The sequence below is a fragment of the Mucilaginibacter corticis genome, from assembly GCF_007558865.1.
Classification (GTDB): domain Bacteria; phylum Bacteroidota; class Bacteroidia; order Sphingobacteriales; family Sphingobacteriaceae; genus Mucilaginibacter; species Mucilaginibacter corticis.
On sequence record NZ_VLPK01000001.1, the window covers coordinates 1930266 to 1954200 of the forward strand.

Annotated in this window: 22 protein-coding genes; 19 read left to right on the top strand and 3 right to left on the bottom strand. The window is 44.2% G+C overall.

Annotated features, from left to right (window positions below; translation table 11 throughout):
• Nucleotides 1-3 precede the first annotated feature (3 nt).
• From FO440_RS08430 to FO440_RS08490, 13 genes are all read left to right on the top strand, one after another.
• A complete protein-coding gene (locus FO440_RS08430) occupies nt 4-2445 on the top strand; it encodes an ABC transporter permease (RefSeq protein ID WP_144247747.1) in 2442 nt (813 codons plus the stop codon).
• A 169-nt stretch (nt 2446-2614) separates the two neighbouring features.
• Complete coding sequence (gene hemC, locus FO440_RS08435) at nt 2615-4189, top strand: hydroxymethylbilane synthase (RefSeq protein WP_144247748.1); 1575 nt, start codon at nt 2615-2617, stop codon at nt 4187-4189.
• An 89-nt stretch (nt 4190-4278) separates the two neighbouring features.
• Nucleotides 4279-5250 (top strand): porphobilinogen synthase, encoded by a 972-nt coding sequence (gene hemB / locus FO440_RS08440; protein ID WP_144247749.1) that lies wholly within the window; start codon nt 4279-4281, stop codon nt 5248-5250.
• A 105-nt stretch (nt 5251-5355) separates the two neighbouring features.
• Complete coding sequence (gene hemL / locus FO440_RS08445; RefSeq protein WP_144247750.1) at nt 5356-6723, top strand: glutamate-1-semialdehyde 2,1-aminomutase; 1368 nt, start codon at nt 5356-5358, stop codon at nt 6721-6723.
• A gap of 6 nt (nt 6724-6729) precedes the next feature.
• Nucleotides 6730-7596, top strand: coding sequence for a sensor histidine kinase (locus FO440_RS08450; protein WP_144247751.1), 867 nt, complete (start codon nt 6730-6732; stop codon nt 7594-7596).
• Between the two features lie 87 nt (nt 7597-7683).
• Nucleotides 7684-8388, top strand: a complete 705-nt coding sequence (locus tag FO440_RS08455) for a response regulator transcription factor (protein ID WP_144247752.1) — start codon at nt 7684-7686, stop codon at nt 8386-8388.
• Between the two features lie 3 nt (nt 8389-8391).
• Nucleotides 8392-8913, top strand: a complete 522-nt coding sequence (locus tag FO440_RS08460; RefSeq protein ID WP_144247753.1) for a tetratricopeptide repeat protein — start codon at nt 8392-8394, stop codon at nt 8911-8913.
• A gap of 114 nt (nt 8914-9027) precedes the next feature.
• Nucleotides 9028-10092 carry a uroporphyrinogen decarboxylase gene (gene hemE, locus FO440_RS08465; RefSeq protein WP_144247754.1) on the top strand — a complete coding sequence of 355 codons (1065 nt, stop codon included), beginning with the start codon at nt 9028-9030 and terminating at the stop codon, nt 10090-10092.
• 41 nt (nt 10093-10133) lie between these two features.
• Entirely contained in the window at nt 10134-10664 is a 531-nt protein-coding gene (locus tag FO440_RS08470; RefSeq protein ID WP_144247755.1) for a CopD family protein, read from the top strand.
• 163 nt (nt 10665-10827) lie between these two features.
• Nucleotides 10828-11397: an RNA polymerase sigma factor gene (locus FO440_RS08475; protein WP_144248237.1), complete on the top strand. Its 570-nt coding sequence runs from the start codon at nt 10828-10830 to the stop codon at nt 11395-11397.
• On the top strand, nt 11381-12151 hold the full coding sequence (locus FO440_RS08480) for a hypothetical protein (RefSeq protein ID WP_144247756.1): 771 nt from the start codon (nt 11381-11383) through the stop codon (nt 12149-12151). Before FO440_RS08475 ends, FO440_RS08480 begins: the two co-directional genes overlap by 17 nt.
• A gap of 29 nt (nt 12152-12180) precedes the next feature.
• Nucleotides 12181-13002 carry an outer membrane beta-barrel protein gene (locus FO440_RS08485; protein WP_144247757.1) on the top strand — a complete coding sequence of 274 codons (822 nt, stop codon included), beginning with the start codon at nt 12181-12183 and terminating at the stop codon, nt 13000-13002.
• 78 nt (nt 13003-13080) lie between these two features.
• Nucleotides 13081-14079 (top strand): ABC transporter ATP-binding protein, encoded by a 999-nt coding sequence (locus FO440_RS08490; RefSeq protein ID WP_144247758.1) that lies wholly within the window; start codon nt 13081-13083, stop codon nt 14077-14079.
• Between the two features lie 238 nt (nt 14080-14317).
• On the opposite strand, the gene FO440_RS08495 is transcribed toward FO440_RS08490, so the two are convergent.
• Complete coding sequence (locus FO440_RS08495) at nt 14318-15442, bottom strand: sialidase family protein (RefSeq protein WP_144247759.1); 1125 nt, start codon at nt 15440-15442, stop codon at nt 14318-14320.
• Nucleotides 15443-16038: 596 nt separating this feature from the next.
• Between FO440_RS08495 and FO440_RS08500 the strand changes: the two genes are divergently transcribed.
• From FO440_RS08500 to FO440_RS08510, 3 genes are all read left to right on the top strand, one after another.
• On the top strand, nt 16039-16656 hold the full coding sequence (locus FO440_RS08500; RefSeq protein WP_144247760.1) for a hypothetical protein: 618 nt from the start codon (nt 16039-16041) through the stop codon (nt 16654-16656).
• Nucleotides 16657-17371: 715 nt separating this feature from the next.
• Entirely contained in the window at nt 17372-17662 is a 291-nt protein-coding gene (locus tag FO440_RS08505; protein WP_144247761.1) for a hypothetical protein, read from the top strand.
• Nucleotides 17662-18354 (top strand): FRG domain-containing protein, encoded by a 693-nt coding sequence (locus tag FO440_RS08510; RefSeq protein WP_186292605.1) that lies wholly within the window; start codon nt 17662-17664, stop codon nt 18352-18354. The genes FO440_RS08505 and FO440_RS08510 overlap by 1 nt, the downstream gene beginning before the upstream one ends.
• 184 nt (nt 18355-18538) lie before the next feature.
• On the opposite strand, the gene FO440_RS08515 is transcribed toward FO440_RS08510, so the two are convergent.
• Entirely contained in the window at nt 18539-19231 is a 693-nt protein-coding gene (locus FO440_RS08515) for a hypothetical protein (protein ID WP_144247763.1), read from the bottom strand.
• A gap of 794 nt (nt 19232-20025) precedes the next feature.
• Here FO440_RS08515 and FO440_RS08520 point away from each other — a divergent pair.
• Nucleotides 20026-22290 carry an aconitate hydratase gene (locus FO440_RS08520; protein ID WP_144247764.1) on the top strand — a complete coding sequence of 755 codons (2265 nt, stop codon included), beginning with the start codon at nt 20026-20028 and terminating at the stop codon, nt 22288-22290.
• Nucleotides 22291-22370: 80 nt separating this feature from the next.
• Here FO440_RS08520 and FO440_RS08525 read toward each other — a convergent pair whose 3' ends face one another.
• On the bottom strand, nt 22371-22718 hold the full coding sequence (locus tag FO440_RS08525) for a winged helix-turn-helix transcriptional regulator (protein ID WP_144247765.1): 348 nt from the start codon (nt 22716-22718) through the stop codon (nt 22371-22373).
• Nucleotides 22719-22817: 99 nt separating this feature from the next.
• Here FO440_RS08525 and FO440_RS08530 point away from each other — a divergent pair, with 99 nt between their 5' ends.
• Nucleotides 22818-23204, top strand: coding sequence for a carboxymuconolactone decarboxylase family protein (locus FO440_RS08530; RefSeq protein WP_144247766.1), 387 nt, complete (start codon nt 22818-22820; stop codon nt 23202-23204).
• 9 nt (nt 23205-23213) lie between these two features.
• Nucleotides 23214-23813, top strand: a complete 600-nt coding sequence (locus FO440_RS08535) for a short chain dehydrogenase (protein ID WP_144247767.1) — start codon at nt 23214-23216, stop codon at nt 23811-23813.
• The last annotated feature ends 122 nt before the right edge of the window (nt 23814-23935 follow it).

The following is a 23935-nucleotide window of genomic DNA, read 5'->3' on the forward strand; positions in this document are numbered from 1 at the left end:
ATCATGATAAAAAATTACTTCAAAATAGCATTATATAATTTCAGGCGGCATAAGCTGTTAACGTTTATCAATGTTATCGGCTTATCTATAGGTATCAGTGCCTCGCTGGTTATTTTCCTGATCGTTTATCATGATTTTACGTTCGACAAGTTTCACAAAGACAAAGAGCGCATCTATCGTGTTGTTACAGATTATATGTTTTCGGGCGAGCCTTTTTACAATAAAGGAGTAACCGGCCGTTTGCCCGACGCGGTAAAAAACGAAGTTACCGGCATTGAAAATTCTGCACCGGTTTACCTGCAAAATTATAAAGTAAATATCCCCGGCCCGTCAGAGATCAAGCTTAAAAACGTTGATGATATTGTTTATGCGGATAAGCGTTATTTTGATATTTTTTCATACACCTGGCTTGCAGGCTCGGCAACTGCGCTCAACCAGTTAAACCAGGTAGTATTGTCTGCAGATCAGGCAAAGAAATATTTCCCGGCTTTATCTTACCAGGATATGTTGGGGAAGCAGGTTGTTTATGACGATTCCATAAGAACAACCGTATGCGGAATTATTGAACCATTTACCGAAAACACCGATTTTAAGTTTCATGATTTTATTTCGTATGCTACTATCCAAACAAATAAAAATCTTAAAGAACAGCAGTCGCAGTGGGCTGCAACAAACGGTTCGTCGCAATTTTTTGTTAAACTTACGCCTGCATCTAACGTAACGGGTATCGAGCAGCAGCTACGAAAAGTCCTGCTTAAATATCAGCCCGATCAAAAGGGAAAAGACGGCTATAAAACCAATTTTAGATTACAAGCACTAAACGATATCCATTTTAACGAAAACTACCATGCTATCAGTACTGAAGCTGTTAACAAGCCTACTTTATACGGTTTAATGGTTATCGGCTTGTTTTTACTGGCGCTTGCCTGTATCAATTTCATTAACCTGACCACTGCGCAAGCATCACAGCGAACCAAAGAAATAGGTATCCGTAAAACTATGGGCAGCACCCGTCTGCAACTGATCGGGCAGTTTTTAAGCGAAACATTTTTTGTTACGCTACTGGCCGTTATCATATCAGTGGCGTTAGTACCGGTTGTTTTAAAGCTATTTTCGGGTTTTATTTCTGCGGAGGTGAAATTTAATTTATTAAGCCAACCGGTTATACTTCTTTTTGCGTTGGTGCTGCTTGTGGTGGTCAGTTTCATTTCCGGATTTTACCCGGCCCTGGTGTTATCGCGCTACCAGCCTGTTAAAATACTTAAGAACCAATTTTCTGCGACCGAGGGTACAGGCAGGTCATGGCTGCGCAAATCGCTCACTGTTACACAGTTTGCTATCGCTCAATTTTTTATAATAGCTACCCTGGTAGTAAGTAAACAAATTTACTATGCCTTGCACAAAGACCTGGGGTTTAAAAAAGAAGCTATTGTATATATCAACATCCCCTGGAAAAACCAGGACGCGCACTTAAAACAAGTTTTTATTAATAAGATAAAAAGCTTATCGCAGGTTGAACTGGTTAGCCTGGGCGGCGATGTTCCGTCATCAGGTGGATGGAGCTCAAATGATGTTAGCTATCGCGATGGCAAAAAAGAGATCAAAACAGAGCTTTACCATAAATCAGGCGACGAAAATTATATTAAAATATATCAAATCAAACTTTTGGCCGGACGTAATATTAAGCAAAGCGATACATCATCGGCAATGCTGATAAATACTACTTACGCGCACATACTCGGGTTTACAAACCCTGCAGACGCCATTGGCAAACTGGTGTTTTTTGATAAAACGCAAAAACGAGAAATAGTAGGTATTGTTGGCGATTTTCACCAGGCATCGTTACACGCCCCTATCAAGCCGATGGCGATCTACCCCGAAGATATGCGATACCAGGGTACGTTTCATATTGCTTTAAAGCCCCAAAATGCGGGCGGTAATGATTGGAAGACCGCTATCGCTAAAGTGCAGGCAGCGTGGAAAAGCATTTACCCGGATGATGATTTTGACTATCATTTTTTTGATGAATCAATTATCGGCCTGTATAATAAAGAGCAGCATATTTCGCAATTATTGAGCTGGGCTACCGGCTTATCCGTATTTATAAGTTGCCTGGGCTTGTTTGGCCTGGCGGTATTTACAACTAACCAGCGCACAAAAGAAATTGGCGTACGTAAAGTACTGGGTGCTTCTGTAACGCAGATAGTAACCTTACTATCAACAGAGTTGGTTTATTTGGTAATGCTGTCATTCGTTATTATTTGCCCGGTTTCATGGCTGGCTATGCACAAATGGATGCAAGGCTTTGCCGACCGTACAAGCTTTAGCTGGTGGATCTTCGCGATAAGCGGAGCAGGGATATTTTTTACGGCATTGTTCACACTTAGTTTTCAAACAATTAAAGCGGCCATTGCCAACCCTGTAAAAAGCTTAAGAAGCGAATAATAACTTTTTAAGGGACAGTCGAAAGGCAGATTATTAATTGTTTTCCATTCACTCACTCACTAATTCACTCAATCGCTCATTAAGTTGTCACCTAATTTTCATAACATTAATAAAAACTATAACCATCGGTATAAAAAATTAAATTTGCGGTTGCAAATAAAGTAACCCTTTGGAAAGAACATTAATTATAGGAACCCGCGGCAGCGAATTGGCGCTATGGCAGGCTAATTTTGTAAAGGACAGTCTGGCAAAAGTGAATATCAATGTTGAATTGAAGATCATTAAAACGCAAGGCGACCGCATACTTAATTTAAGTTTTGATAAATTAGAAGGCAAGGGTTTTTTTACCAAAGAGCTTGAAGAAGAATTACTGGCAGGCACCATTGATATTGCGGTACACAGCCACAAGGACCTGCCTACAGAAAACCCTCCGGGACTCATCATCGCGGCAGTATCAGAACGGGAAGACCCATCTGAATTGCTGTTGATCTTGAAAGACTGCGTGGATGTTAAACAAAAACTGTCTGTTAAATACGGTGCTACTGTAGGTACCTCATCCAATCGCCGTAAGGCACAACTGCTGGCTTACCGGCCTGATCTTGAAATTGAAGACCTGCGCGGTAACGTACCCACCCGTATCAACAAACTGCGCGAAGAAAAATACGATGCCATTATGCTGGCAAAGGCCGGTGTAAGCCGTTTAGGTATCGACTTGAGCGAGTTTCATGTTGAAGAACTTACACCTAACGAAATAGTGCCCGCGCCTGCACAAGGTGTTTTAGCCATCCAGATCCGCGAAAGCGATACCGAATTATTTGAAGCCTTACAGGTACTGCACCACCCGGATGTTGCAGAAGAGTTGGCGGTTGAGCGTACCGTATTAAAACTGTTTGGCGGTGGCTGCCATTTACCTTTAGGGTGCTACTGCCGCAAAGAGGATGGCTTGTTCCAGGTATTCACCTCGAAAGCCGAAGCCGGTGATGAATTTCCGGACAGGTTGTTTTTAGAAGCACCACAAACAGAAGGCCTTTCGGCAAAAGTGGTTGCCGCGTTTAACCCTGATCGTAAGATCATCAAAAGCGTATTCATATCGCGCGAAGTATCAGACCAAAGCTATTTTAAACGCGCATTGGCAAAACATCATGTGCAGATAGATGCACGCTCATTGATCCGTACCGTACCGGTTATTACCAAGTTAGATTCATACATACTAAAGCATATCGACTGGATCTTTTTTTCCAGCAAAAATGCTGTCGAATACTTCTTCCAGCTAAACCCGCTGTTACCTAAAGACGTTAAGTTTGGGGTGATGGGTGCAGGCAGTGAAGAAATGCTGCGCCGCAAAGGGCACTTTGCCGACTTTACCGGCTTAGGCAATGACTCGGCCGACGTAGCCGAAGAGTTTGCCAAAGTAGCCAACGGCACACAGGTGTTATTCCCCGGTGCCGAGGATTCATTAAAAAGTATCCAGAAAGGTTTATCTGCCGATACCAAAGTAATAGACCTGGCAGTTTATGAAACAGTGCTTGAAGACGATGTAGAAGGCACAGGCGCCGAGGTACTGGTTTTTACCAGCCCGTCAAACGTCGACGCTTATTTTGCTGATAATTTGTTAGACCCATATCAAAAAGTGATCGCCATTGGTAAATCAACCGGCAAAAAATTTGATGAAATGGGCGTAAAATATACGTTGCCTTTCTCGCCCGATGAAGTCGGGCTGGCAGAGGCGGTGTTTGGGCTGTAAGCCCCCCGACCCCCTAAAGGGGGAGGAATAATGGGCTAAGTCAATATAAAAAATTAAGAAACTCCCCCTTTAGGGGGCTGGGGGGCTATATGTTACAAAGACCAAGAAGAAACCGTAAGAGTGAAGTTATCCGCCAAATGGTGCAGGAAACCCATGTTAGCGCTGCTAACCTGATCTTCCCGCTGTTTATTATTGAGGGTAACAATCAGAAGACTGAGGTGGCATCTATGCCCGGTATCTTCAGGTATTCTATAGATAATTTGCTGCGCGAGATAGAGAGCTGCCTGAAGCTGGGCTTAAACTCGTTCGACCTGTTTCCAAACATCAGCGAAGAGCTGAAAGATAAATATGCTACCGAAAGCCACCGTGACGAGAGCCTGTATTTACGTGCCATCCGCGAGGTGAAAAAGAACTTCCCCGAGGCTTGTGTTATTACCGATGTAGCTATGGATCCATATAGTAGTGACGGGCATGACGGCATAGTTGAAAACGGCGAGATCTTAAATGATGAAACGCTTGAGGTTTTAGGAAAAATGGCTTTGGCTCATGCACGCTCGGGCGCGGATATTATTGCGCCAAGCGATATGATGGATGGCCGTGTGGGTTATATCCGCAAAACATTGGACGATAACGGGTTTACAGGCGTGTCTATCATGTCGTACTCGGCCAAATATGCCAGCGCGTTTTATAATCCGTTTAGAGATGCCTTAAACTCTGCCCCCAAGTTTGGTGATAAAAAGACTTACCAGATGAACCCGGCTAACCAGCGCGAAGCATTAATTGAAGCAAGATTAGATGAGGCAGAGGGGGCCGACTTTTTAATGGTAAAACCGGCATTAGCTTATCTTGACGTAATAAAATTAATAAAAGACGATACCGAACTACCGGTTGCAGCCTACAACGTAAGCGGCGAATATGCCATGTTAAAAGCGTCGGTACAAAAAGGGTGGCTAAATGAGCAACGTGCGGTTACAGAAGTGTTGACAAGTATCCGCCGTGCAGGCGCTACCGCGATATTAACGTATCACGCAAAAGAGGTGTTGGGGAATAAATGGCTGTAGAGAGCGAAAAGCTGAAAGGCTAAAGCAGAAAGCTGAGTAGCAGAAACAATTTGGATAAATAAAACAAGCTTTGAGCTTTTTGCTTTCAGCTTTACGCTAAGAAAGATGTTAGATTCAATAAAAAAAATGTTTTCGGGTGAGGATGATGTGCCGGTAAATACTACAGGTAAGCCGGATATCAGCAGGGAAAAATCTGCAGAGCTGTATGCTAAGGCAAAGACGTTTTTTCCGGGTGGAGTAAACTCGCCGGTTAGGGCATTTAAGTCGGTTTACGGTACGCCGCTGTTTATAAAAAAAGGCGACGGCAGCCATATCTGGGATGCGGATGATAACGAATTTATTGATTTCTGCTGTTCATGGGGGCCGCTGATCCTGGGCCATAACCACCCAAAAGTTAAAGAGAAAGTAATTGAGGTAATGCAGCACGGCATGTCCTTCGGCGCACCAACCGCGCTGGAGAATGAACTGGCAGAACTGATCCTCAAAAACAATAAATTTATCCAAAAGCTGCGCTTTGTAAGTTCGGGCACAGAGGCTGTAATGTCGGCCATCAGGCTGGCCCGTGGTTATACCAAACGCGACAAGATCCTGAAATTTGAAGGCTGCTATCACGGCCATTCAGATTCATTGCTGGTTAAAGCAGGCTCGGGCCTGGTGACTTTTGGCGAAACATCATCGGCAGGTGTGCCTAAATCATTTGCCGACGAAACTATTGTTGTAAGCCTTAATGATACCGAAGCCTTGCAAAAAGCCTTTGCCGAATTTAAAGACCAGATAGCCGCGGTAATTATTGAACCGATACCGGCAAATAATGGCTTATTGCTGCAAACCAAAGAATACTTACAGGCATTGCGTGAAATTTGTACCGCAAACGGAACGCTGTTGATATTTGACGAAGTGATCTCGGGTTTCCGTGTAGGGTTTGAAGGCGCTGCCGGATATTACGACATCAAGCCGGACATTATCACTTATGGCAAGATCATAGGCGGTGGTTTACCGGTGGGGATGTATGGAGCTTCGGCCGAGATCATGGGGCATATTTCGCCTGATGGCGGCGTTTACCAGGCAGGTACACTTTCAGGCAATCCGGTTGCAATGGCTGCCGGTATCGCGCAATTAACCGAGTTACTACGCATGGGCTTTTACAAAGACCTGCACAAAAAGACGGAAGAGTTTACCGAAGCTATACAGCGATTTGCTACAGCGCGTAATTATAAATTTAAGGTGTTTAGCATTGGGTCGATATTCTGGTTCGCGTTTACAGGTAAAGAAACCATCAGCACAGCCGAGGAAATAGATCCTGCCAGCATGGAGAAATTTAAAGTATTACACCGCGAACTGATCAACCGCGGGATATATTTAGGCCCGTCAGGCTATGAAGTTGGTTTTATATCATCGGCACATACTAAAATTGATTTGGAGAAAGCTAAAAGAGCTATATTTGATAGCCTGGATTTAGTATTTAAAAAATAATTGATTATGAAAAGGTCCTTTGTGATTTTTTATGCGCTCATTACCTACGCCGTAGCCGAACTGATTTGGTGGGGCTATATGCTGGTTAAATCGCAACCCGGCCGCACCGGTATGATCATGGGCGAGGGGATGGTATTTGTGCTGGTTTTTGTAGTCGGCGCTATTTACCTGCATAAATCATTTAACCGGGAACAAAGGCTGCAGGAGCAAAAAAAGAATTTCCTGCTATCGGTAACACACGAGCTTAAATCGCCGTTGGCATCTATCAAACTATTGTTGCAAACCATTCAAAAACGAGACCTCAACAAAGCGCAGATCCTTGACTTTATTGATAAATCACTACTGGATATTGAGCGGTTGGACGATATGGTAGAAAATATGCTGCTGGCAGCAAAAATTGAAAACCGCTCGTACAGTTTCCCTAAAGCAAGCTTTAGCTTATCGGTATTGGTTGATAGTATTGTTAACCGCTTGCAACTAACCAAATGCGACGGCAGCCAGAAAATTATCAATGCCGAGATAGAACCCAAAATTGAATTTACCGGCGATAAGTTCGCGTTAACCTCGGTAGTAACCAACCTGGTTGAAAATGCTATAAAATACTCCGGCCCTTGCGAGCCGGTAGACGTTAAACTATATCAAAAAGAAGGCAAAATATACCTGCAGGTTGCAGATCATGGCATAGGTATAGCCGACGAGGAAAAAAGCCGTATTTTTGAAAGATTTTACCGGGTGGGCAGTGAAGATACTCGTAATACAAAAGGTACCGGCCTTGGCTTATACATTGTAAAGCAAGTACTGGATAAGCATGAGGCAAGCATCAGGGTCAAAGACAATCGCCCTGTGGGAAGCGTATTTGAGGTTGTTTTTTAAGAACGAAACACGGATTGCACGAATTTTAGCGAATTAGTCTTATTCGTAAAATTCGCCTAAATTCGATTAAAAATTAGTGTATATAACATGCAAAGCAAGAAAAGAATTTTACTGGCCGAAGATGAGGAACATCTTTTAGAGGCAATTAAACTTAACCTTGAGTTAGAAGGTTATAAGGTATCAACCGCCAATAACGGTAAAAAAGCGTTACAGATCTTTAAAGAAGAGCGCTTTAACCTGGTGATACTTGACGTAATGATGCCGGAAATTGACGGCTTTGTAGTTGCCGAAACTATCAGGCTGGAAAACTCTGAGGTGCCTATTATGTTCCTTACTGCCAAAAACACTAACGAAGATAAAATAGCCGGCTTGAAAAAAGGCGCGGACGATTACCTGACCAAACCATTTAACCTGGAAGAGCTGATACTGCGCGTAAACAACCTGGTTAAACGCAGCTTAAAAGGTGATGATCTGAAAGAATTTAACAGCTACAAGATCGGCGATAAAACCATCCATTTTAACTCGTTCGAGTTAGTTAACGGCGATGAAAGCATCACGCCGTTGACTAAAAAAGAAACCATGTTGCTAAAGCTGCTGATTGAGCGCCGTAATGATGCCGTATCGCGCGAGCAGATACTGGAAACTGTTTGGAACTATGACGTTTATCCATCAACCCGTACTATTGATAACTTTATCCTGACCTTCCGTAAATATTTTGAACCTGATCCAAAGAACCCTGTTTATTTCCATTCTATACGGGGTGTTGGCTATAAATTTACAGATCAGCACTAATTAATGTTTACCAACAGGGCACGCATATTAGTTGTAGGCGCTTTTATTATTATGCTGGCGGTAGCTGTTAACCTGCGGGTTTATGAAGTGGCCGCTGTCATAGTAATGTTTATTTTCCTGCTGATATGGGGCTATTTTAAAGAAGGCACTATTGTGCTGGCTGCCAAGGCATTCCATAATAAAGATTATGATAAAGCCGAGGCACTCCTGTTGCAGGTAAATAACCCGGAGTGGCTGAGTAAAAAACGCCGTGGCTTTTATGAATTTATATTTGGCGGTATCTGCCTGCAAAAGCAGGATTATGATGAAGCCGAAAAACATTATGAGATTGCGGCACTATACCCGCTGCGATCAGCAAACGATCATGTTGCCGCGTTGGTGCATGTAGCCAATATCAGCATAAGGCATAATGATTTTGCTAAGGCTAAAGCCTATTTGGCATTGGCCGATAAGCATGAAGAAAAAATAACCGCCAAAATGAAGGAAGTGATAAAACGCCTTCATGATGAATTAGATAAGAAATAGTAAAATAGAATCAAGAGAAAAGAATCAAGAACCAAGAGGTGATGAATCTTTCTCGGATTCAAAATAAAAGAGTGTCTTGAATCTTGATTCTTGCCTCTTGATTCTAAACAAAACATGAGAGACTCATTAATGATAAAAGCTGCATTTTCTGAACCAACCGAACGCCCACCCGTATGGATGATGCGCCAGGCTGGCCGGTTTATGCCGCAATACTGGGAAATAAAGAACAAATATTCTTTCCTGGAAATGTGTAAAACGCCCGAGATAGCGGCCGATGTAACGATGTTGCCGGTTGATCTGTTGGATATTGACGCCGCGATCTTATTTTCGGATATATTGGTTACCGGCGAGGCCATGGGCGGCGAGTTAAGCTTTACCCAAAACATAGGGCCAAAGTTTGCCAACCCGGTACGTACGCAAAAGGACATCGACAACTTAAATACCGATTGCCTGGGCGAACTGCAATATGTTGCTGACGCGATAAAAGTAATTCAGCAGCGCCTTAATGGCAGCATTCCATTAATAGGTTTTGCGGGCGCGCCTTTTACGGTGATGAGTTACCTGGTAGAGGGTGGCTCGTCAAAAGATTTTAAGCTTACCAAGTTGATGCTGCACAATGAGCCAGAAATGGCGCATCAGCTATTATCAAAAATTGCGACAGTTACCGCAGATTATCTTAACCTGCAAATTGCTGCCGGTGTAAATGCTGTACAGATCTTTGACAGCTGGGCGCAAGCTTTGGCCTGGGACGATTACAAAGAGTTTTCGCACCGCTATATCGCAGAGATCATTAGCAAATTAAACAGGAAAGATATCCCGGTTATTTCTTTTTGTAAAGGTAGTTCGGTTTTTGCCCCGCTAATGGCCGAGGCCAAACCGGATGTGATCTCGATAGACTGGAATGTTGATCTGCTGGATATTAAAAAACGTTTGCCGCAAGGCGTAGCCGTACAAGGCAACCTTGATCCGCATATTTTGTACGCCGATAAAAAAGTAATTAAAGAAAGAATTTACCGCTTGTTTGACCGCATGAAAGGTGAGAACGGTTTCATATTTAACCTGGGCCACGGCATTATGCCTGATATTCCTTTTGATAATGTTAAGTATGCGGTAGAAATAATTAAACAATACCCCCCCCAGCCCCCTAAAGGGGGAATAATAGCGGTGGGGCTATCTTAAATAAATAGGCATTAAGTTCCCCTTTTAGGGGGTTAAGGGGTATGTACCAATACATTCTTGCCATACACATTATATTTGTAGTCTGCTGGATGGCGGGGCTATTTTACATGGTGCGCCTGTTTATTTACCATACCGAAGCGCAGGAAAAACCTGAGCCTGCGCGCACTATCCTTTCAGAGCAGTTTGAGATCATGGAGCGTAAGTTGTGGTGGATCATCACTACACCATCCATGTACCTGGTTTTGGCTGCCGGTATTACCATGCTTTGCCTGGTGCCAGCCTGGTTACAAATGCCATGGATGCATATCAAGTTAACTTTTGTAGCGGGCCTGATAGCTTACCATTTTATCTGCCAGCATAAAATGAACCAGATGCGCAAAGGTATCTACAAATGGACCTCGACCCAACTGCGCCTTTGGAATGAGCTAGCAACGCTCATTCTGTTCGCCATAGTTTTCCTGGTGGTACTTAAAAATTCGCTCAATTGGATCTTTGGCGTAGTGGGGATAATAGCGTTCTCCATTGTGTTGATGATGGCAGTGAAGATCTATAAGAGGTTTAGGGAGAAATAAACCTTTCAACTGACTTAATAAACATCATCCGTTCTCTCTCCGAATTTGCGAGTGTATAAATAACCTGTTTATACTTCTCATTTTGCCTATCTTAAATAATTATCAGAATTATTTACAACCCCATGCAACCATTTGTTCATATCCTTCATCTTACTTACAAATGATGCTACTAAAACCTACCTATACAATTGATGAACTGATAGCCCGCTGCAAAGCAGGCGAACGTAAAGCGCAGGAAATGCTGTACAAGCAGTTCGCATCAAAGATGTTGGGTGTTTGCATGCGGTATGCTACGGATAAGATGGAGGCCGAGGATATGCTGCAAAACGGGTTTGTTAAAATGTTTAAGAAGCTGGATGATTACAGGGGCGACGGTTCTTTTGAAGGCTGGTTAAGGCGGATAATGGTGCACAGTGCTATCGAGTATTACCGCAAGCACCATAAACTGGTACAGGTAATGGATGTGACAGAGACAGGCAATGAGCCGTCTGTTAACCCGGCAGCTTTAACAAATATGGGCGCAAAGGACTTGCTGGCAATTATTCAGCAGCTATCGCCCGGGTATAAAATGGTGTTTAACCTGTATGCTATTGAGGGTTATTCGCATAAAGAAATTGCCGATACGATGGGTATAACAGAAGGTGCCTCAAAATCGCAGTTATCAAGAGCACGGGCAATATTAAAAGACATGGTTTTAAAAATGGAGGATAAGAAATATGGATATGCAGGATAAGGAGTTTGACGAGATCTTTAGCTCGAAGTTTGAAGATTTTGAAGCAGAACCATCACCCATGGTCTGGAACAATATTGCCGACGAACTGGATGGCAAAAAATCTACAAGAACTGTTTTGCCATGGTTAAGCATCGCCGCTACAATTGTTGTACTGCTTACCGCAGGGGCCTTGTTTTTGAGGAAAGATAAACCGACAACCGGGGATAATAAGCCGAGCAAATTAGTTGCTACACATATTAAGCCCGCAATCAGTAAAGAAGATAATCAAAATGCAGGCCCGGTTGACCAAGCTAAACCATCAGACAAGATTGCTGTTGCTGCAAATCATCAACATAAGAATAGTTTGCCTGTACACAAGGTGATAGAGCCTGTAACCGACAAGGAAAATAACCAAGACAATGAGGTGCAACAGAGTAAGCCGGACGATCAACGATTAATTGCCGCTATACCGGATGCTTCAATCGCTAATACAAAACCTGTTTTGCCGGATGTTAAGCTAAATCCCAAAGCTACCGGCATATCTGCTCAGGCCGTGACTGAAAGACCGATAGTAATGGCATCCGCAGGGAATGAAGAATCAGAACCTGCGAAAAAACATGGCATACGCAGCCTGGGAGGTTTGATAAATGTGTTGATAGCAAAGGTTGATAAACGCCAGGACAAACTGATAGAGTTTAGTGACAGTGATGATGACGACACCGAATCGAACGTAACAGGGGTAAACCTTGGGGTAATTAAAATTAAGAAACAATAATTTGCATATAATCTAAATACATACACAAAATGAAACGTTTAATAATAGCCGCATTGCTATGCGGCGCGGCAAGCCTGGGCTTTGCACAAACTACAACTACGGTTACTACCACCACTACAACTGTTAATGGAAATGATACCACCATATCTACCACAAAAAAGACAAAGGTTAAATTTGGCGACTTCAGGGCGCACCGCGATAGCGTGCTGCTTCATGACGCCAAACCATCGGGTTTTAACTTTGGGATCACCTTTTCGCGGTTCGATCTGGGTTTGACCACACTTATCGATAACGGCAGTTTCACCCTGTCGCCTAAGAATGACTTTCTAAGCTATCGCTCATGGAAATCTAGCAATGTGGGTTTTGATGTGCTGCAGTTTGGCTATCGCTTTACGCCGCACTTCAAGATCTATCTGTCAGGCGGGTTCGACTGGACATTGCTTCGCCTGCGCAAAGACATCACTATACAAAGAAACGCGCCTGTTTTAACCTATGTTACGGATAGCATCCATTTCAGCAAGAACCGTTTCTCGTCTACCTACCTGCGTGTGCCGTTATCGTTCGAGTTCAGGACAAGGGAGTACAGCAATGGCAAGCGCTTCCGATTTATTATAGGCCCTGAGGCTGGTTTACTACTGGGCGGCCGTGTTAAGCAGATCAGCGATGAAAACGGCAAACAAAAGTTTGACGACGACTACCACTTCACTAAATTGCAATACGGTGCCTTTACCCGTATTGGTTACGGCTCGGCAGGGTTGTTTGCCAAGTATTACTTTAACGACATGTTTGAAAACAGTCCTGCGCAGGCCGGTTTGAAGAACTTCGCAGTGGGCTTAACCTTCGGCTTTTAAACATCATCAACTCCATATATAAAATGACAAGGGCTGTTTTGATAGACAGCCTTTTGTCGTTTTAGCTATATTTGCGGCATGACAGACACCCCCTTTTTACAAGCCACAGCTATCTCAAAAACCTATCCCGGCGAGCGTGTCGCGGGTGTGAAAAGGACCGATCTGGCCATCCAGCCACAAAAGATAACGGCCATAATAGGCGAGAGCGGCAGCGGCAAAAGTACCTTGCTGCGCTTGCTTTACGGCTTGCTGTCGCCTGATGAGGGGAGCATCCATTTTAAGGGCGAGCGCATCTGGGGGCCTGAAGAAAAGCTGATACCCGGCCATGATGCGATGAAGATGGTTACCCAGGATACCGACGGCCTTAACGTTTACGCTAAGGTATGGGACAACATTGCCGTGCTGATGCCCAATACCGACGTCGGCGCCAAAGAGGAGCGGGCTACCCAGGTACTCAAGCAACTCAACATACTGCACCTTGCTGACAAGCAGGCCTTCTTTTTAAGCGGCGGCGAGAAACAACGCGTGGCCATTGCCCGCGCCCTCATCACCCGGCCGGAGGTTTTACTGCTGGACGAACCCTTTAACCAGGTAGACACCTCGTTTCGTGAGGGCTTGCAGCAGGATATCAGGCAGGTGGTGCATGATACCGGCCTTACGGTGATCATGGTATCGCATGACCCGGCCGAGGTGCTGTCGATGGCTGACGAACTGATCGTTTTAAAGGAAGGCCAGATCATTGAGATGGGGCACCCCAAGAAGCTGTACCAGAACCCGCAGAACCTGTACACGGCCAAGCTGCTTACCAATTGTAACGTGCTGGCCGCCGATGAAGCTAAGCATTGCGGCATCAACACCCGTGCCGCGCATGTGGTGATCTACCCCGAATGGGCCGCGCCCACCGGCAGCTGGACCCGCAAGAACTGGACGGTAAAGCAAGTGCTGTTTAAAGGCAGTTATGAAGACCTGCTGGTAGCCAAAGACGGCATCACCCTGCGGCTGCTAAATGACGAGCCGGGCAAGTACAACGTGGGCGATAAGGTACACATAAAGATCAATCGTTTTATGGAGTTTTAGGGCCTGCCTTTAGCCCGAGCGCGTGTGCCAAATGAAGTGTGTCCCAATGATACACTTTGGTACAGGTGTTTTTGTAAGTGGCTTAAAGTGAATTAGTTGATTTTGTAAATCCGGTTTCATGATACAGTTTGGTACGGATTTCCTGACTTTTAGGTCATTTTGCAGGTTCCTGTTTACTGACAATATCATGTCGCCAATAATTTCAAAACCGTTAAAACGACAAGCCCAATCTTTACAATCAATACCCCACTTCCCCCAATGCGATCTTAATATTATTGCCTCCCTGTGGGCGATGCGCCGAGGTTACCGCGCCTACCTGGTTCTTGCGCACTTCGTATAACGACGGCCAGAGCGTTTTGTCCCAGGCGGGGTTTATCTTTTTCCAGGTGAGGCCAAAATCATGGCTTACCGATACCTGGGCCGAGTTGGAAGTTACCACCAGGTCGCCGCTTTTTAGGGCGAGGATGAAGGGGCCACCCAATTGGTCGGGGATACGGGTGCCTATGCCCACGGGCCAGTCTGTGCCGTTGTCGCTGGTTTTGTTGTAAATGTTGCAGCCCTCAGGGCCGCAAACCTCAAACACAGCAATGTATCTGCCGTTTTTCATTTTGGTCCACACCGGCATGCCGGGGCGCGAGGCGCTTACGCCGGGCGTATGGGCCACAAAGATCTCGTCGCCCCAGGTTTTACCCATATCCGCCGATACCCGTTCTGAAATGATCTGGCTGTATGATGGATTTTCAACCACGTGTTTCTCGTTAGCGTACATCACCGCCAGCCTGCCGTCGCCCAACAGGTAAAAATGCGGTTCGTAAATTCCCTTGTCGGGTTTGCCCAGTTCGCCGGGCTTACCGTGGGTTTGGTCAATAATGCTCAACTTTTCCCAGCTCTTGCCCTTGTCGGTGCTTTTATATACGGGCAGCATGTATGATTCCTGCCAGCGTACCGACCGGCAGGCCAGCAGCACAGCGCCATCGGGCGTTTGTATCATCATGGCATTATCCAGGTCGCGGCCCGGGTCTGTTATGGTGCTGATGGCCTGCCATGTTTTACAATCGTCCGTACTTTTTGAAAACTGCAGTTCAAGGCCACCCTTCGGGTCGTTACGGTAACCGCTATTACGGGATATGGTATACCCGGCCAGCCAGCTGCCATCTTTAAGCCTGAGCAAGCGGCAATATTCCGAGCCATAAGTGCCCGCGTGCCGCTGGTGGTTAACCCCGGCCTCGGGCTTAGGGTCGCTAAACACAGGCTGGTCCTGCACCAGGATCTTCTGCGTCCATTTTATCGAGTCGATGCCTTTTTGCGCGAAGGTGATTGTTGTGGTAGTGAGGAGGAATAAGAGGGTGAGGGTTCTTTTCATGATTGGGTTGATGTTGACTATGCAAGATACAAAGCATGTCTGAATTTTTTGCAAGCCCCAAATACCGTTAGGCTCTCTACTATGTCATTGCGTTTTCCACGAGCGTCATTGCGAGGAACGAAGCAATCTCTACGTAGGACATTCAACATAACGCTTTCTATCGCTTGGTGACGCTCAATTGCCGCTAAGGCTAGTCCTTTTTCCTTGATGAAAAATGGACCAAAAAATCAAGTCAGCCGATATGCTTCTTTGCCGCACATGGCCTTTGCGCTGCAAAGCAGGTAAAACCACGGGCTGCATAATTTTGCCCTATGCTTCGCTCGCACAAGGCCGGTGCTTCTGCAAAAAGACGCTATGCCCTTGCCGCCGCACTTTCCCACCATTGTTTTACCTGCTTTCGCCCGAAGCTTTTCGTCTGACGGGGGCATTACTAAGACCGTATTTAATTCGTGCGCCGCCTTTGTTGTGTGTTGTCACCAACAAAATGAGCGGTGGTCCTGCTTCCTCTCCAAGCGTCATTGCGAACGAGGAACGAGTGTGGCAATCTCTACGTAGGCCGAGAAAAATTTATAAATTGCGATATTAAACCTTTATCAATGGAACGTGCCTACAAAGTTGTACTATCTAATATTGTTAAGAAACCGCTAAAAGCTTTCGGTACTATTTACGCTTACAATCTTTATAAATATCAATACGTATTCCTGGCAATTACAGGTATTGCGTTTATGACAAAGAGACAATTTTATAAACTGGCAGATACTAATAATCCCTTCTTTTTTACATTTATTACTAACATTGGCTTAGGCGCAATTTTCGGTTGGATGGGAATTGGTGTTTTTTCTCTTTTGATTTATTGGGCAGGCATATGGCTAAAAGGGAGAGCGACCTTGCATGACATTATCAATATTATGGCATATGCTACACTAATTAGTTTAGTGATTTTTGTAGCGGGGATGGGCTGTATTATAGCGTTGAGAATACTGGGCTATGCAGGCGCAAATTATCCGCATGTATGGGGAAATCCCTACTACACAATTGCAAAAAGTTTCTATTATTTCTCTAGATTAATAATGTTGTTTTATTTAACCCTCGCTGTAATAGGCGTTTCTGTTGCACAGGGTTTTACTATAACTAAAGGCGCTTTAAATGTTTTGTTAGCTGTTTTAATAGTTATTGCGCCTATTGTGTTGATAACAGGTTTGAGGGGATTATAGTTAGGTGAAATCTGAAGATTTACCATTGTTTTCTTACCATAATTATTACGCCTAATTCGGCGCGTCATCGCGAACGAGGTACGAGTGTGGCAATCTCTAATACGTCATTCTCTCCGCGCGTCATTGCGAGGAACGAAGCAATCTCTACGTAGGACATTCAACATAACGCTTTCTATCGCTTGGTGACGCTCAATTGCCGCTAAGGCTAGTCCTTTTTCCTTGATGAAAAATGGACCAAAAAATCAAATCAGCCGAGATGCTTCTTTGCCGCACATGGCCTTATGCGCTGCAAATCAGGTAAACCTGAAGGGCCCGGTCCTTTTGCCGCTTGTTGTCGCACGTGGGCTTCCGCTTCAGGCAAAATTACCAATGCCCTTGCCGCCGCACTTTCCCACCATTGTTTTACCTGCTTTCGCCCGAAGCTTTTCGTCTGACGCCTGCTTCCTCTCAGTGCGTCATTGCGAACGAGGTACGAGTGTGGCAATCTCTACGTAAGCTGAGCTATTTTCAAAGTCACGAGTACGCCAGGCTGTGGCTAGCGCTGCATACTCGCGCCAGCTGGGGGGAAGCAATCTCTACGTCAGCTAAGCAATTTGTTAAAATCACGAATATGCTCGGCTGTGGTTGGCTACGCATACACGCGCTAGCGGGAACAAAGTATCTAAAGTTTAGAGGATGTATATAATTATATCATCTGATTTCATTATATTGCATAATGGAGTTAAAAGAGTTCATAAAGCAAACAATTATTGATGTCACCGATGGTTTGATGGAAGGGCAAAAATATATTATTGCAAATAATTATGGTGAAGGAATTGATGATGGGTATAAACGTATCAAGTTTGATATTGCAGTGACATCTCAAGATGAAAATAGGATTGGTGGAGGCGGAAAAATTTCTGTAGTAAATATATTTTCCGCTAAAGGGGAAATAGAAAATACAAATACAGCCACTAATTTTAGCAGGATTCAGTTCGAAACTTTAATTGCCGTAAGAATAAAATAGTGCGAGAATTTGAAATTAATTCCTTCGAAGAATACCATTCTGTCGTATTTAAACACCGAGAGACTAATTATGTATTTCGTGGACATTCAAACATTAATTGGGAACTTATACCTAAAGTAGGCAGACCTGCTTATTCTGCAAGTTTTACATCAGGAATTATAACAGAGCAATCGATCTTAGATTCTTGGAAAAGGTATAGCCAACCTCATTTAATAATCCAGCCGAAAGACGATTGGGAGTGGCTTACTTTAGCACAACATCACGGACTTGCAACTAGATTATTGGATTGGACTCGAAACCCATTGGTTGCATTGTATTTTGCTACCGAGAACCCTACTACGGAGGAAGATGTTTGTGTTTACATATTAGATTATATTAAATCGATTGTATTAAACACGCCACATGAGCCCTTTAAATTAGATAAAAGTTTAGTGTTCTACCCCAAAGGGATTTCTGCAAGAGTTATTAATCAACGTGGAGTGCTATCACTTTCACATATCCCCAATAAGCCACTAGAAGAAATCTTGTTAAATTCAAAGTTTAAAAAACTTATTATAAAAAAGAAGGCTATACCTGAAATTAGACAAATTCTCACTTTATACTCCGTTAATGAATATACAATTTATCAAGATCTAGATTCGCTATCTAAAAATTTAAATCGTTTCATAATCGAAACTCTTCCATTAAGTTAGTGGTACAAAGAAATACCGTTACGCAACTGGGAAATCCCAAGTTGCCAATAGCCGGCCATCTAGCGCTGCGTTTATAAACTGGAAGTATTTATAGATAACATAGGCCACAAAACAAGAAGTCTGCAATAGCGTTTGTGTGAAATTCTGATTAAAATAAAAGGCCCGATCCCGGGCCTTTTATTCTCTAAACGGCTACTTTATCCCACCTGTCGACAATTTCATTGCAAGCGGCAGTAATATTTGAAATTACTCGTTTATATGCTTTTGGTGATGAATACAACACGCCATTGAATACATCTAACACTAAACAACTTTCGCTTTTAAAGTTAAAACCAAATTCTTGTTCAAAATAGTGTTTTGTCAAGCAGGCCATCGCTTCGCCCCGCAATTTGCTTAAAGGCTCATTTTTGCTGAAATATAATTTTAAGAATCCGAGTTGCTGTTTACCCTCGCTATCTCTTAAAATTAATTCAGGTCGAAGGCTAATTTGAACCCCACTAAGGATGAATTTATGCTTATTATCATTTACCGCGATTTCTAAATTATACGATGCAAGTTTTTCTCTTATCGTAAGTTCAAACTGCAAAAAAGATTTTAATGCATCGGCACTTGCTACAGCATACTTTTTTTCCATGTCATCTGAATATATGCCTTTTCTTAATCGATTAGCTTCAACCGATAATACTATTGGCTCGTCTCGTATACTTGCCAAATAAAAAGATAAAATATCTTCTGCTTGATTATACCATTTAGTAATAAAAGATATTGGTGTTTTGCTCTGCTTTATAATCGTATTTCTTCTCGAAGCTGTCGCTTCAACTACATATTCGCAAAGTGGATTTAATGATAATCGTGGGTCTTTGTTAATTTTTTTCATCTTCTTGTTTTTTATTCTGTTATTGTTCATCGTTAATCTTTTTTAGATTAATTTGATAATACAATACTCACCTTGAGTAAGGTGCTGACACAGGAACAACCCGAAGATATTTTTTGTCGCTTAAATGGGGTTACTAACAAATTGTGTATAATTAATTTTGTTCTGATAATATACTTAATACACCTTTGTCAGTAGATAAAACTACACCAACAAAACTCCAGGATATCTTTAACCTGGTGAGGTGACTAGCCTCGACTGAATGGAGTCTGAATAGTGTTGCAAGCACTTATCAGACTTCATTGTTTTAAGTCCTTAATTATTGCAAGCCAATAGTTTGACCCGCATGATTTATAAAGGTATGAGTTAAGCTTTTTAGATGTTTATGATAGTTTTACACATCACCTATAAGTTCTAAACAAAATTTTTGTGTAGATTGTAAGTAATTGATTCATAGTTAGTTAAATAATCATTAATGGAGCAATTGTTTTTGTCGAAAAAAATGATATTTTATTGAAAGATTTTTGTCTCTCACCTGCCGGCGCGAGTATGCAGCGCAGGCCAATGCCAGACGTACTCGTGACTTTGTTAATTGCTTAGCTTAATAACCAATCACTAACCTCTAATCACTAATCACTAATCAACTATTTAGAACTTATCCAAATAACGTTTGGAAATCAGTCTTCTTCACATTCAACGTTATATTTTGTAAATTCGCCGCACTCGCTTATTTTATTGGTTTTTATATTTAAAATAGCGTTTGTTTCTATTATTCTTACTACTTAAAAATACGCAAGATGGCTTTTGATTTAGATATGATCAAAAAGGTTTACGACAGGTACAGTACCCGCGTGGCTGCTGCCCGTACCGCTACCGGTAAACACCTAACTTTAACCGAAAAAATATTATACGCCCACTTAAGCGAGGGCGATGCCAAACAGGCTTTTGGCCGCGGGGTTGACTATGTTGACTTCGCACCCGACCGTGTGGCTATGCAGGATGCTACCGCGCAAATGGCGCTGCTGCAGTTTATGCAGGCGGGCCGTCCGCAGGTTGCCGTGCCTTCAACCGTGCATTGCGATCACCTGATCCAGGCTAAAGTTGGCGCCGTAGCCGATCTGAACACTGCCGTTGACGTTAACCGCGAGGTTTATGATTTCCTGGCCTCGGTATCTGATAAGTATGGTATTGGTTTCTGGAAAGCGGGTGCCGGTATTATCCACCAGGTAGTGTTAGAGAACTATGCTTTCCCGGGTGGTATGATGATAGGTACAGACAGCCACACGCCTAACGCGGGTGGTTTAGGTATGATAGCTATTGGTGTCGGCGGTGCCGATGCCTGCGACGTGATGGCCGGATTACCATGGGAGCTAAAATTCCCTAAGCTGATAGGTGTAAAACTAACCGGTAAGCTTTCAGGCTGGACATCGGCAAAAGACGTGATATTAAAAGTGGCCGGCATACTAACCGTTAAAGGTGGTACAGGCGCTATTGTTGAATACTTTGGCGAAGGCGCGCAATCGCTTTCTGCTACAGGTAAAGGTACCATCTGTAACATGGGTGCTGAGATCGGTGCTACTACATCTATCTTCGGGTATGACGAAAAACAAGGCGCTTACCTGCGCGGTACCAAACGTGCTGAGATAGCCGACGCTGCCGATGCTATTGCCGAACACTTAACAGGTGACGCTGAGGTTTACGCCAACCCTGAACAATATTTTGACCAGGTGATCGAAATTAACCTGAGCGAACTGGAGCCGCATATCAATGGTCCGTTTACCCCGGATCTGGCATGGCCTATCTCTAAATTCGCTACAGCGGTAAAAGAGAACAACTGGCCTGAGAAACTGGAAGTTGGTTTGATTGGTTCATGTACCAACTCATCTTATGAGGATATTACCCGTTCGGCTTCGATAGCAAAACAGGCTACAGATAAAGGCTTAAAAGTTAAGGCCGAATTTACCATCACTCCGGGCAGTGAGCTTGTGCGTTACACTGTTGAGCGCGATGGTTATTTAGATACCTTCGGCCAGATGGGTGGCGTGGTATTAGCTAATGCCTGCGGCCCTTGTATAGGCCAGTGGGCACGTCATACAGACGACCCAACCCGCAAAAACTCTATCATTACTTCGTTTAACCGTAACTTTGCTAAACGCCAGGACGGTAACCCAAATACACATGCCTTCGTGGCATCGCCCGAGGTAGTAACCGCTTTGGTTATTGCCGGTGACCTGACCTTTAACCCGCTTACCGATTACCTGACCAACGAAAAAGGCGAGCAGGTAAAACTGGATGAGCCACTGGGTATTGAAATGCCGGTTAAAGGCTACGCTGTTGAGGATGCCGGCTACCAGGCCCCTGCCGAGGATGGCAGCCAGGTAGTGGTTAAGGTTGATCCTGCATCGTCACGTTTGCAGTTGCTTGATCCGTTTAAACCCTGGGAAGGTACAGATATTACCGGCCTTAAATTGCTGATCAAAGCTAAAGGTAAATGTACTACGGATCATATCAGCATGGCCGGCCCATGGTTGAAGTTCCGCGGCCACCTTGACAACATCAGCAATAACATGCTGATAGGTGCTATCAACTACTTTAATAACACTGCCGACAGCGTTAAAAACGAACTGACCGGCGAATACGGCCCCGTACCTGCCACCCAGCGCGATTACAAAGCACACGGCATTGGCAGTATTGTAGTAGGCGACGAGAACTACGGCGAAGGTTCATCACGCGAGCACGCGGCTATGGAGCCACGTCACTTAGGTGTGCGTGCCATATTGGTAAAATCTTTTGCCCGTATCCACGAAACCAATTTGAAGAAACAAGGTATGCTGGCCATTACCTTTGCCGATAGCAATGATTACGACAAGATCCAGGAGGATGACAAGATAGACATTACCGGTTTAACCACCTTTGCCCCGGGCAAACAGTTAACGGTTGTATTGCACCACCAGGATGGTACTACCGAGTCGTTCCTGGTTAACCACACTTACAATGCACAGCAGATAGAGTGGTTTAAAGCCGGCGGCGCGCTGAACATCATCAGGAGGCAAATGGCTTAATTGAGGCGAAAGCCGAAAGGTAAAAGCTAAAAGGTACAAGGCGTTCCGATTGATCGGGACGCCTTTTTTTGTGGCCGATGTTAAGCCGGTTCCAAAATATTCTCACGCCCCCAATCCGCCAGCAGGTCCATAACGCCTTGCAGCGAGCGGCCTTTTTCTGTTAACGAATACTCTACCCGTGGTGGCACTTCGGCATAAACTTTACGGCTGATGATGCCATCGGCTTCCAGCTCTTTTAAATGTCTTGACAATACCTTTAACGCAATGCCGGGGATGGTTTTATGCAGTTCGCCAAAACGTTTAGGGCCAGGCATTAACACCCAGATCAGCACGGGTTTCCACTTGCCGCCAACTATGCCAATGGCCGCAGTGATGGGGCAGTCGCAGGCCTGGTTATATTTTTTTTCAATTATTTTTTCTTCTAACATACTGATAGCTAACAATAGTGACAATTTTGTCAATACTTGACTAATTGGTTATTACTTGACAAATGTAAAGTATTGGCTTAATATTGTCAAAAAAACGCTATGGAAAACACTAAATCAGACACTTACCAAAAAGGACTGGCGCTGCTAAACCACCTGCACGGCGGCCAGGCGGGCGAGCAACTGGTAAATAATTTAAAAGACATCTGCCCCGATTTTGTAGACATGACCATTGAGTGGGCCATGCAGGGCGTAATGGCCAGGCCGGGGCTTGACCTGCTTACCCGCGAATATCTGCTGATAGCGTCATGCACCACGCTCGGTCATACCGTGCCGCAATTAAAAGCACATATTGACGCTGCGCTGAAACTTGGCAGTAGCAAACAACAAATTGTTGAAGTAATTTTACAAATGACTTTTTATGCGGGCGGTGCCGCGGTAAGCAACGCGCTGGCCCACGCTAAAGAAGTTTTTGCAAACCATAAATAAACTCACATCATGAAAATTATTATTGTAGGTGCCAGCGGCACTATTGGCAAACACGTGGTAGCTGCCTTAAAAAACGACCACGAGATCATTACCGCAGGCTCAAAAAGCGGCGACTACCAGGTAGATATCAGTTCTAACGAATCGATAGAAAATTTCTTTAAGCAGGTGGGTAAGTTTGACGCGTTGGTAAGCGCCAGCGGCGACGCGCACTTTGGCCCCCTGAATGCTATGAAGGATGCCGATTTTAGAAAAGGTATCGACAGTAAATTTATGGGGCAGATCAACCTGGTGCTGATCGGTCAGCATTATATTAATCCTAAAGGTTCATTTACGTTAACCTCGGGCTCATTAGCGATAGATCCGATAGCCTACGGCAGCGCGGTAACGGCCATCAATGCCGCTATCGATGGTTTTGTACGCTCGGCAGCATTCGAGTTAGACAATGGCGTGCGGATCAATTCAGTAGCGCCCGATGTGGTAGAAGACTCGCCGGCTTATTTTCCGTATTTTCCGGGGCGTATCCCTGTTAAGATGGATAAAGTTACCCAAGGCTATGTAAAAAGCGTATTGGGCAACCAAACCGGGCAGAATTATTTGATAGTGGAGTAAATTTAATAAGAGCGTCATCGCATAAGTTCCCCTCTTGAGAGGGGGCGCGAGAGATTGTGCGGATGCAGGGGTGTGTTAATAAAGCAGCAAGGACACACCCCTACACCCCTCTCAAGAGGGGA

What these genes read in the sequence shown, in the direction of transcription:
- FO440_RS08430 (WP_144247747.1), top strand. Translation starts at nt 4, where the DNA reads ATGATAAAAAATTACTTCAAAATAGCATTATATAATTTCAGGCGGCAT.
- hemB (WP_144247749.1), top strand. Translation starts at nt 4,279, where the DNA reads ATGTTACAAAGACCAAGAAGAAACCGTAAGAGTGAAGTTATCCGCCAA.
- hemL (WP_144247750.1), top strand. Translation starts at nt 5,356, where the DNA reads ATGTTAGATTCAATAAAAAAAATGTTTTCGGGTGAGGATGATGTGCCG.
- FO440_RS08450 (WP_144247751.1), top strand. Translation starts at nt 6,730, where the DNA reads ATGAAAAGGTCCTTTGTGATTTTTTATGCGCTCATTACCTACGCCGTA.
- FO440_RS08455 (WP_144247752.1), top strand. Translation starts at nt 7,684, where the DNA reads ATGCAAAGCAAGAAAAGAATTTTACTGGCCGAAGATGAGGAACATCTT.
- FO440_RS08460 (WP_144247753.1), top strand. Translation starts at nt 8,392, where the DNA reads ATGTTTACCAACAGGGCACGCATATTAGTTGTAGGCGCTTTTATTATT.
- hemE (WP_144247754.1), top strand. Translation starts at nt 9,028, where the DNA reads ATGAGAGACTCATTAATGATAAAAGCTGCATTTTCTGAACCAACCGAA.
- FO440_RS08470 (WP_144247755.1), top strand. Translation starts at nt 10,134, where the DNA reads ATGTACCAATACATTCTTGCCATACACATTATATTTGTAGTCTGCTGG.
- FO440_RS08475 (WP_144248237.1), top strand. Translation starts at nt 10,828, where the DNA reads ATGCTACTAAAACCTACCTATACAATTGATGAACTGATAGCCCGCTGC.
- FO440_RS08480 (WP_144247756.1), top strand. Translation starts at nt 11,381, where the DNA reads ATGGATATGCAGGATAAGGAGTTTGACGAGATCTTTAGCTCGAAGTTT.
- FO440_RS08485 (WP_144247757.1), top strand. Translation starts at nt 12,181, where the DNA reads ATGAAACGTTTAATAATAGCCGCATTGCTATGCGGCGCGGCAAGCCTG.
- FO440_RS08490 (WP_144247758.1), top strand. Translation starts at nt 13,081, where the DNA reads ATGACAGACACCCCCTTTTTACAAGCCACAGCTATCTCAAAAACCTAT.
- FO440_RS08495 (WP_144247759.1), bottom strand. Translation starts at nt 15,442, where the DNA reads ATGAAAAGAACCCTCACCCTCTTATTCCTCCTCACTACCACAACAATC.
- FO440_RS08500 (WP_144247760.1), top strand. Translation starts at nt 16,039, where the DNA reads ATGGAACGTGCCTACAAAGTTGTACTATCTAATATTGTTAAGAAACCG.
- FO440_RS08505 (WP_144247761.1), top strand. Translation starts at nt 17,372, where the DNA reads ATGGAGTTAAAAGAGTTCATAAAGCAAACAATTATTGATGTCACCGAT.
- FO440_RS08515 (WP_144247763.1), bottom strand. Translation starts at nt 19,231, where the DNA reads ATGAAAAAAATTAACAAAGACCCACGATTATCATTAAATCCACTTTGC.
- FO440_RS08520 (WP_144247764.1), top strand. Translation starts at nt 20,026, where the DNA reads ATGGCTTTTGATTTAGATATGATCAAAAAGGTTTACGACAGGTACAGT.
- FO440_RS08525 (WP_144247765.1), bottom strand. Translation starts at nt 22,718, where the DNA reads ATGTTAGAAGAAAAAATAATTGAAAAAAAATATAACCAGGCCTGCGAC.
- FO440_RS08530 (WP_144247766.1), top strand. Translation starts at nt 22,818, where the DNA reads ATGGAAAACACTAAATCAGACACTTACCAAAAAGGACTGGCGCTGCTA.
- FO440_RS08535 (WP_144247767.1), top strand. Translation starts at nt 23,214, where the DNA reads ATGAAAATTATTATTGTAGGTGCCAGCGGCACTATTGGCAAACACGTG.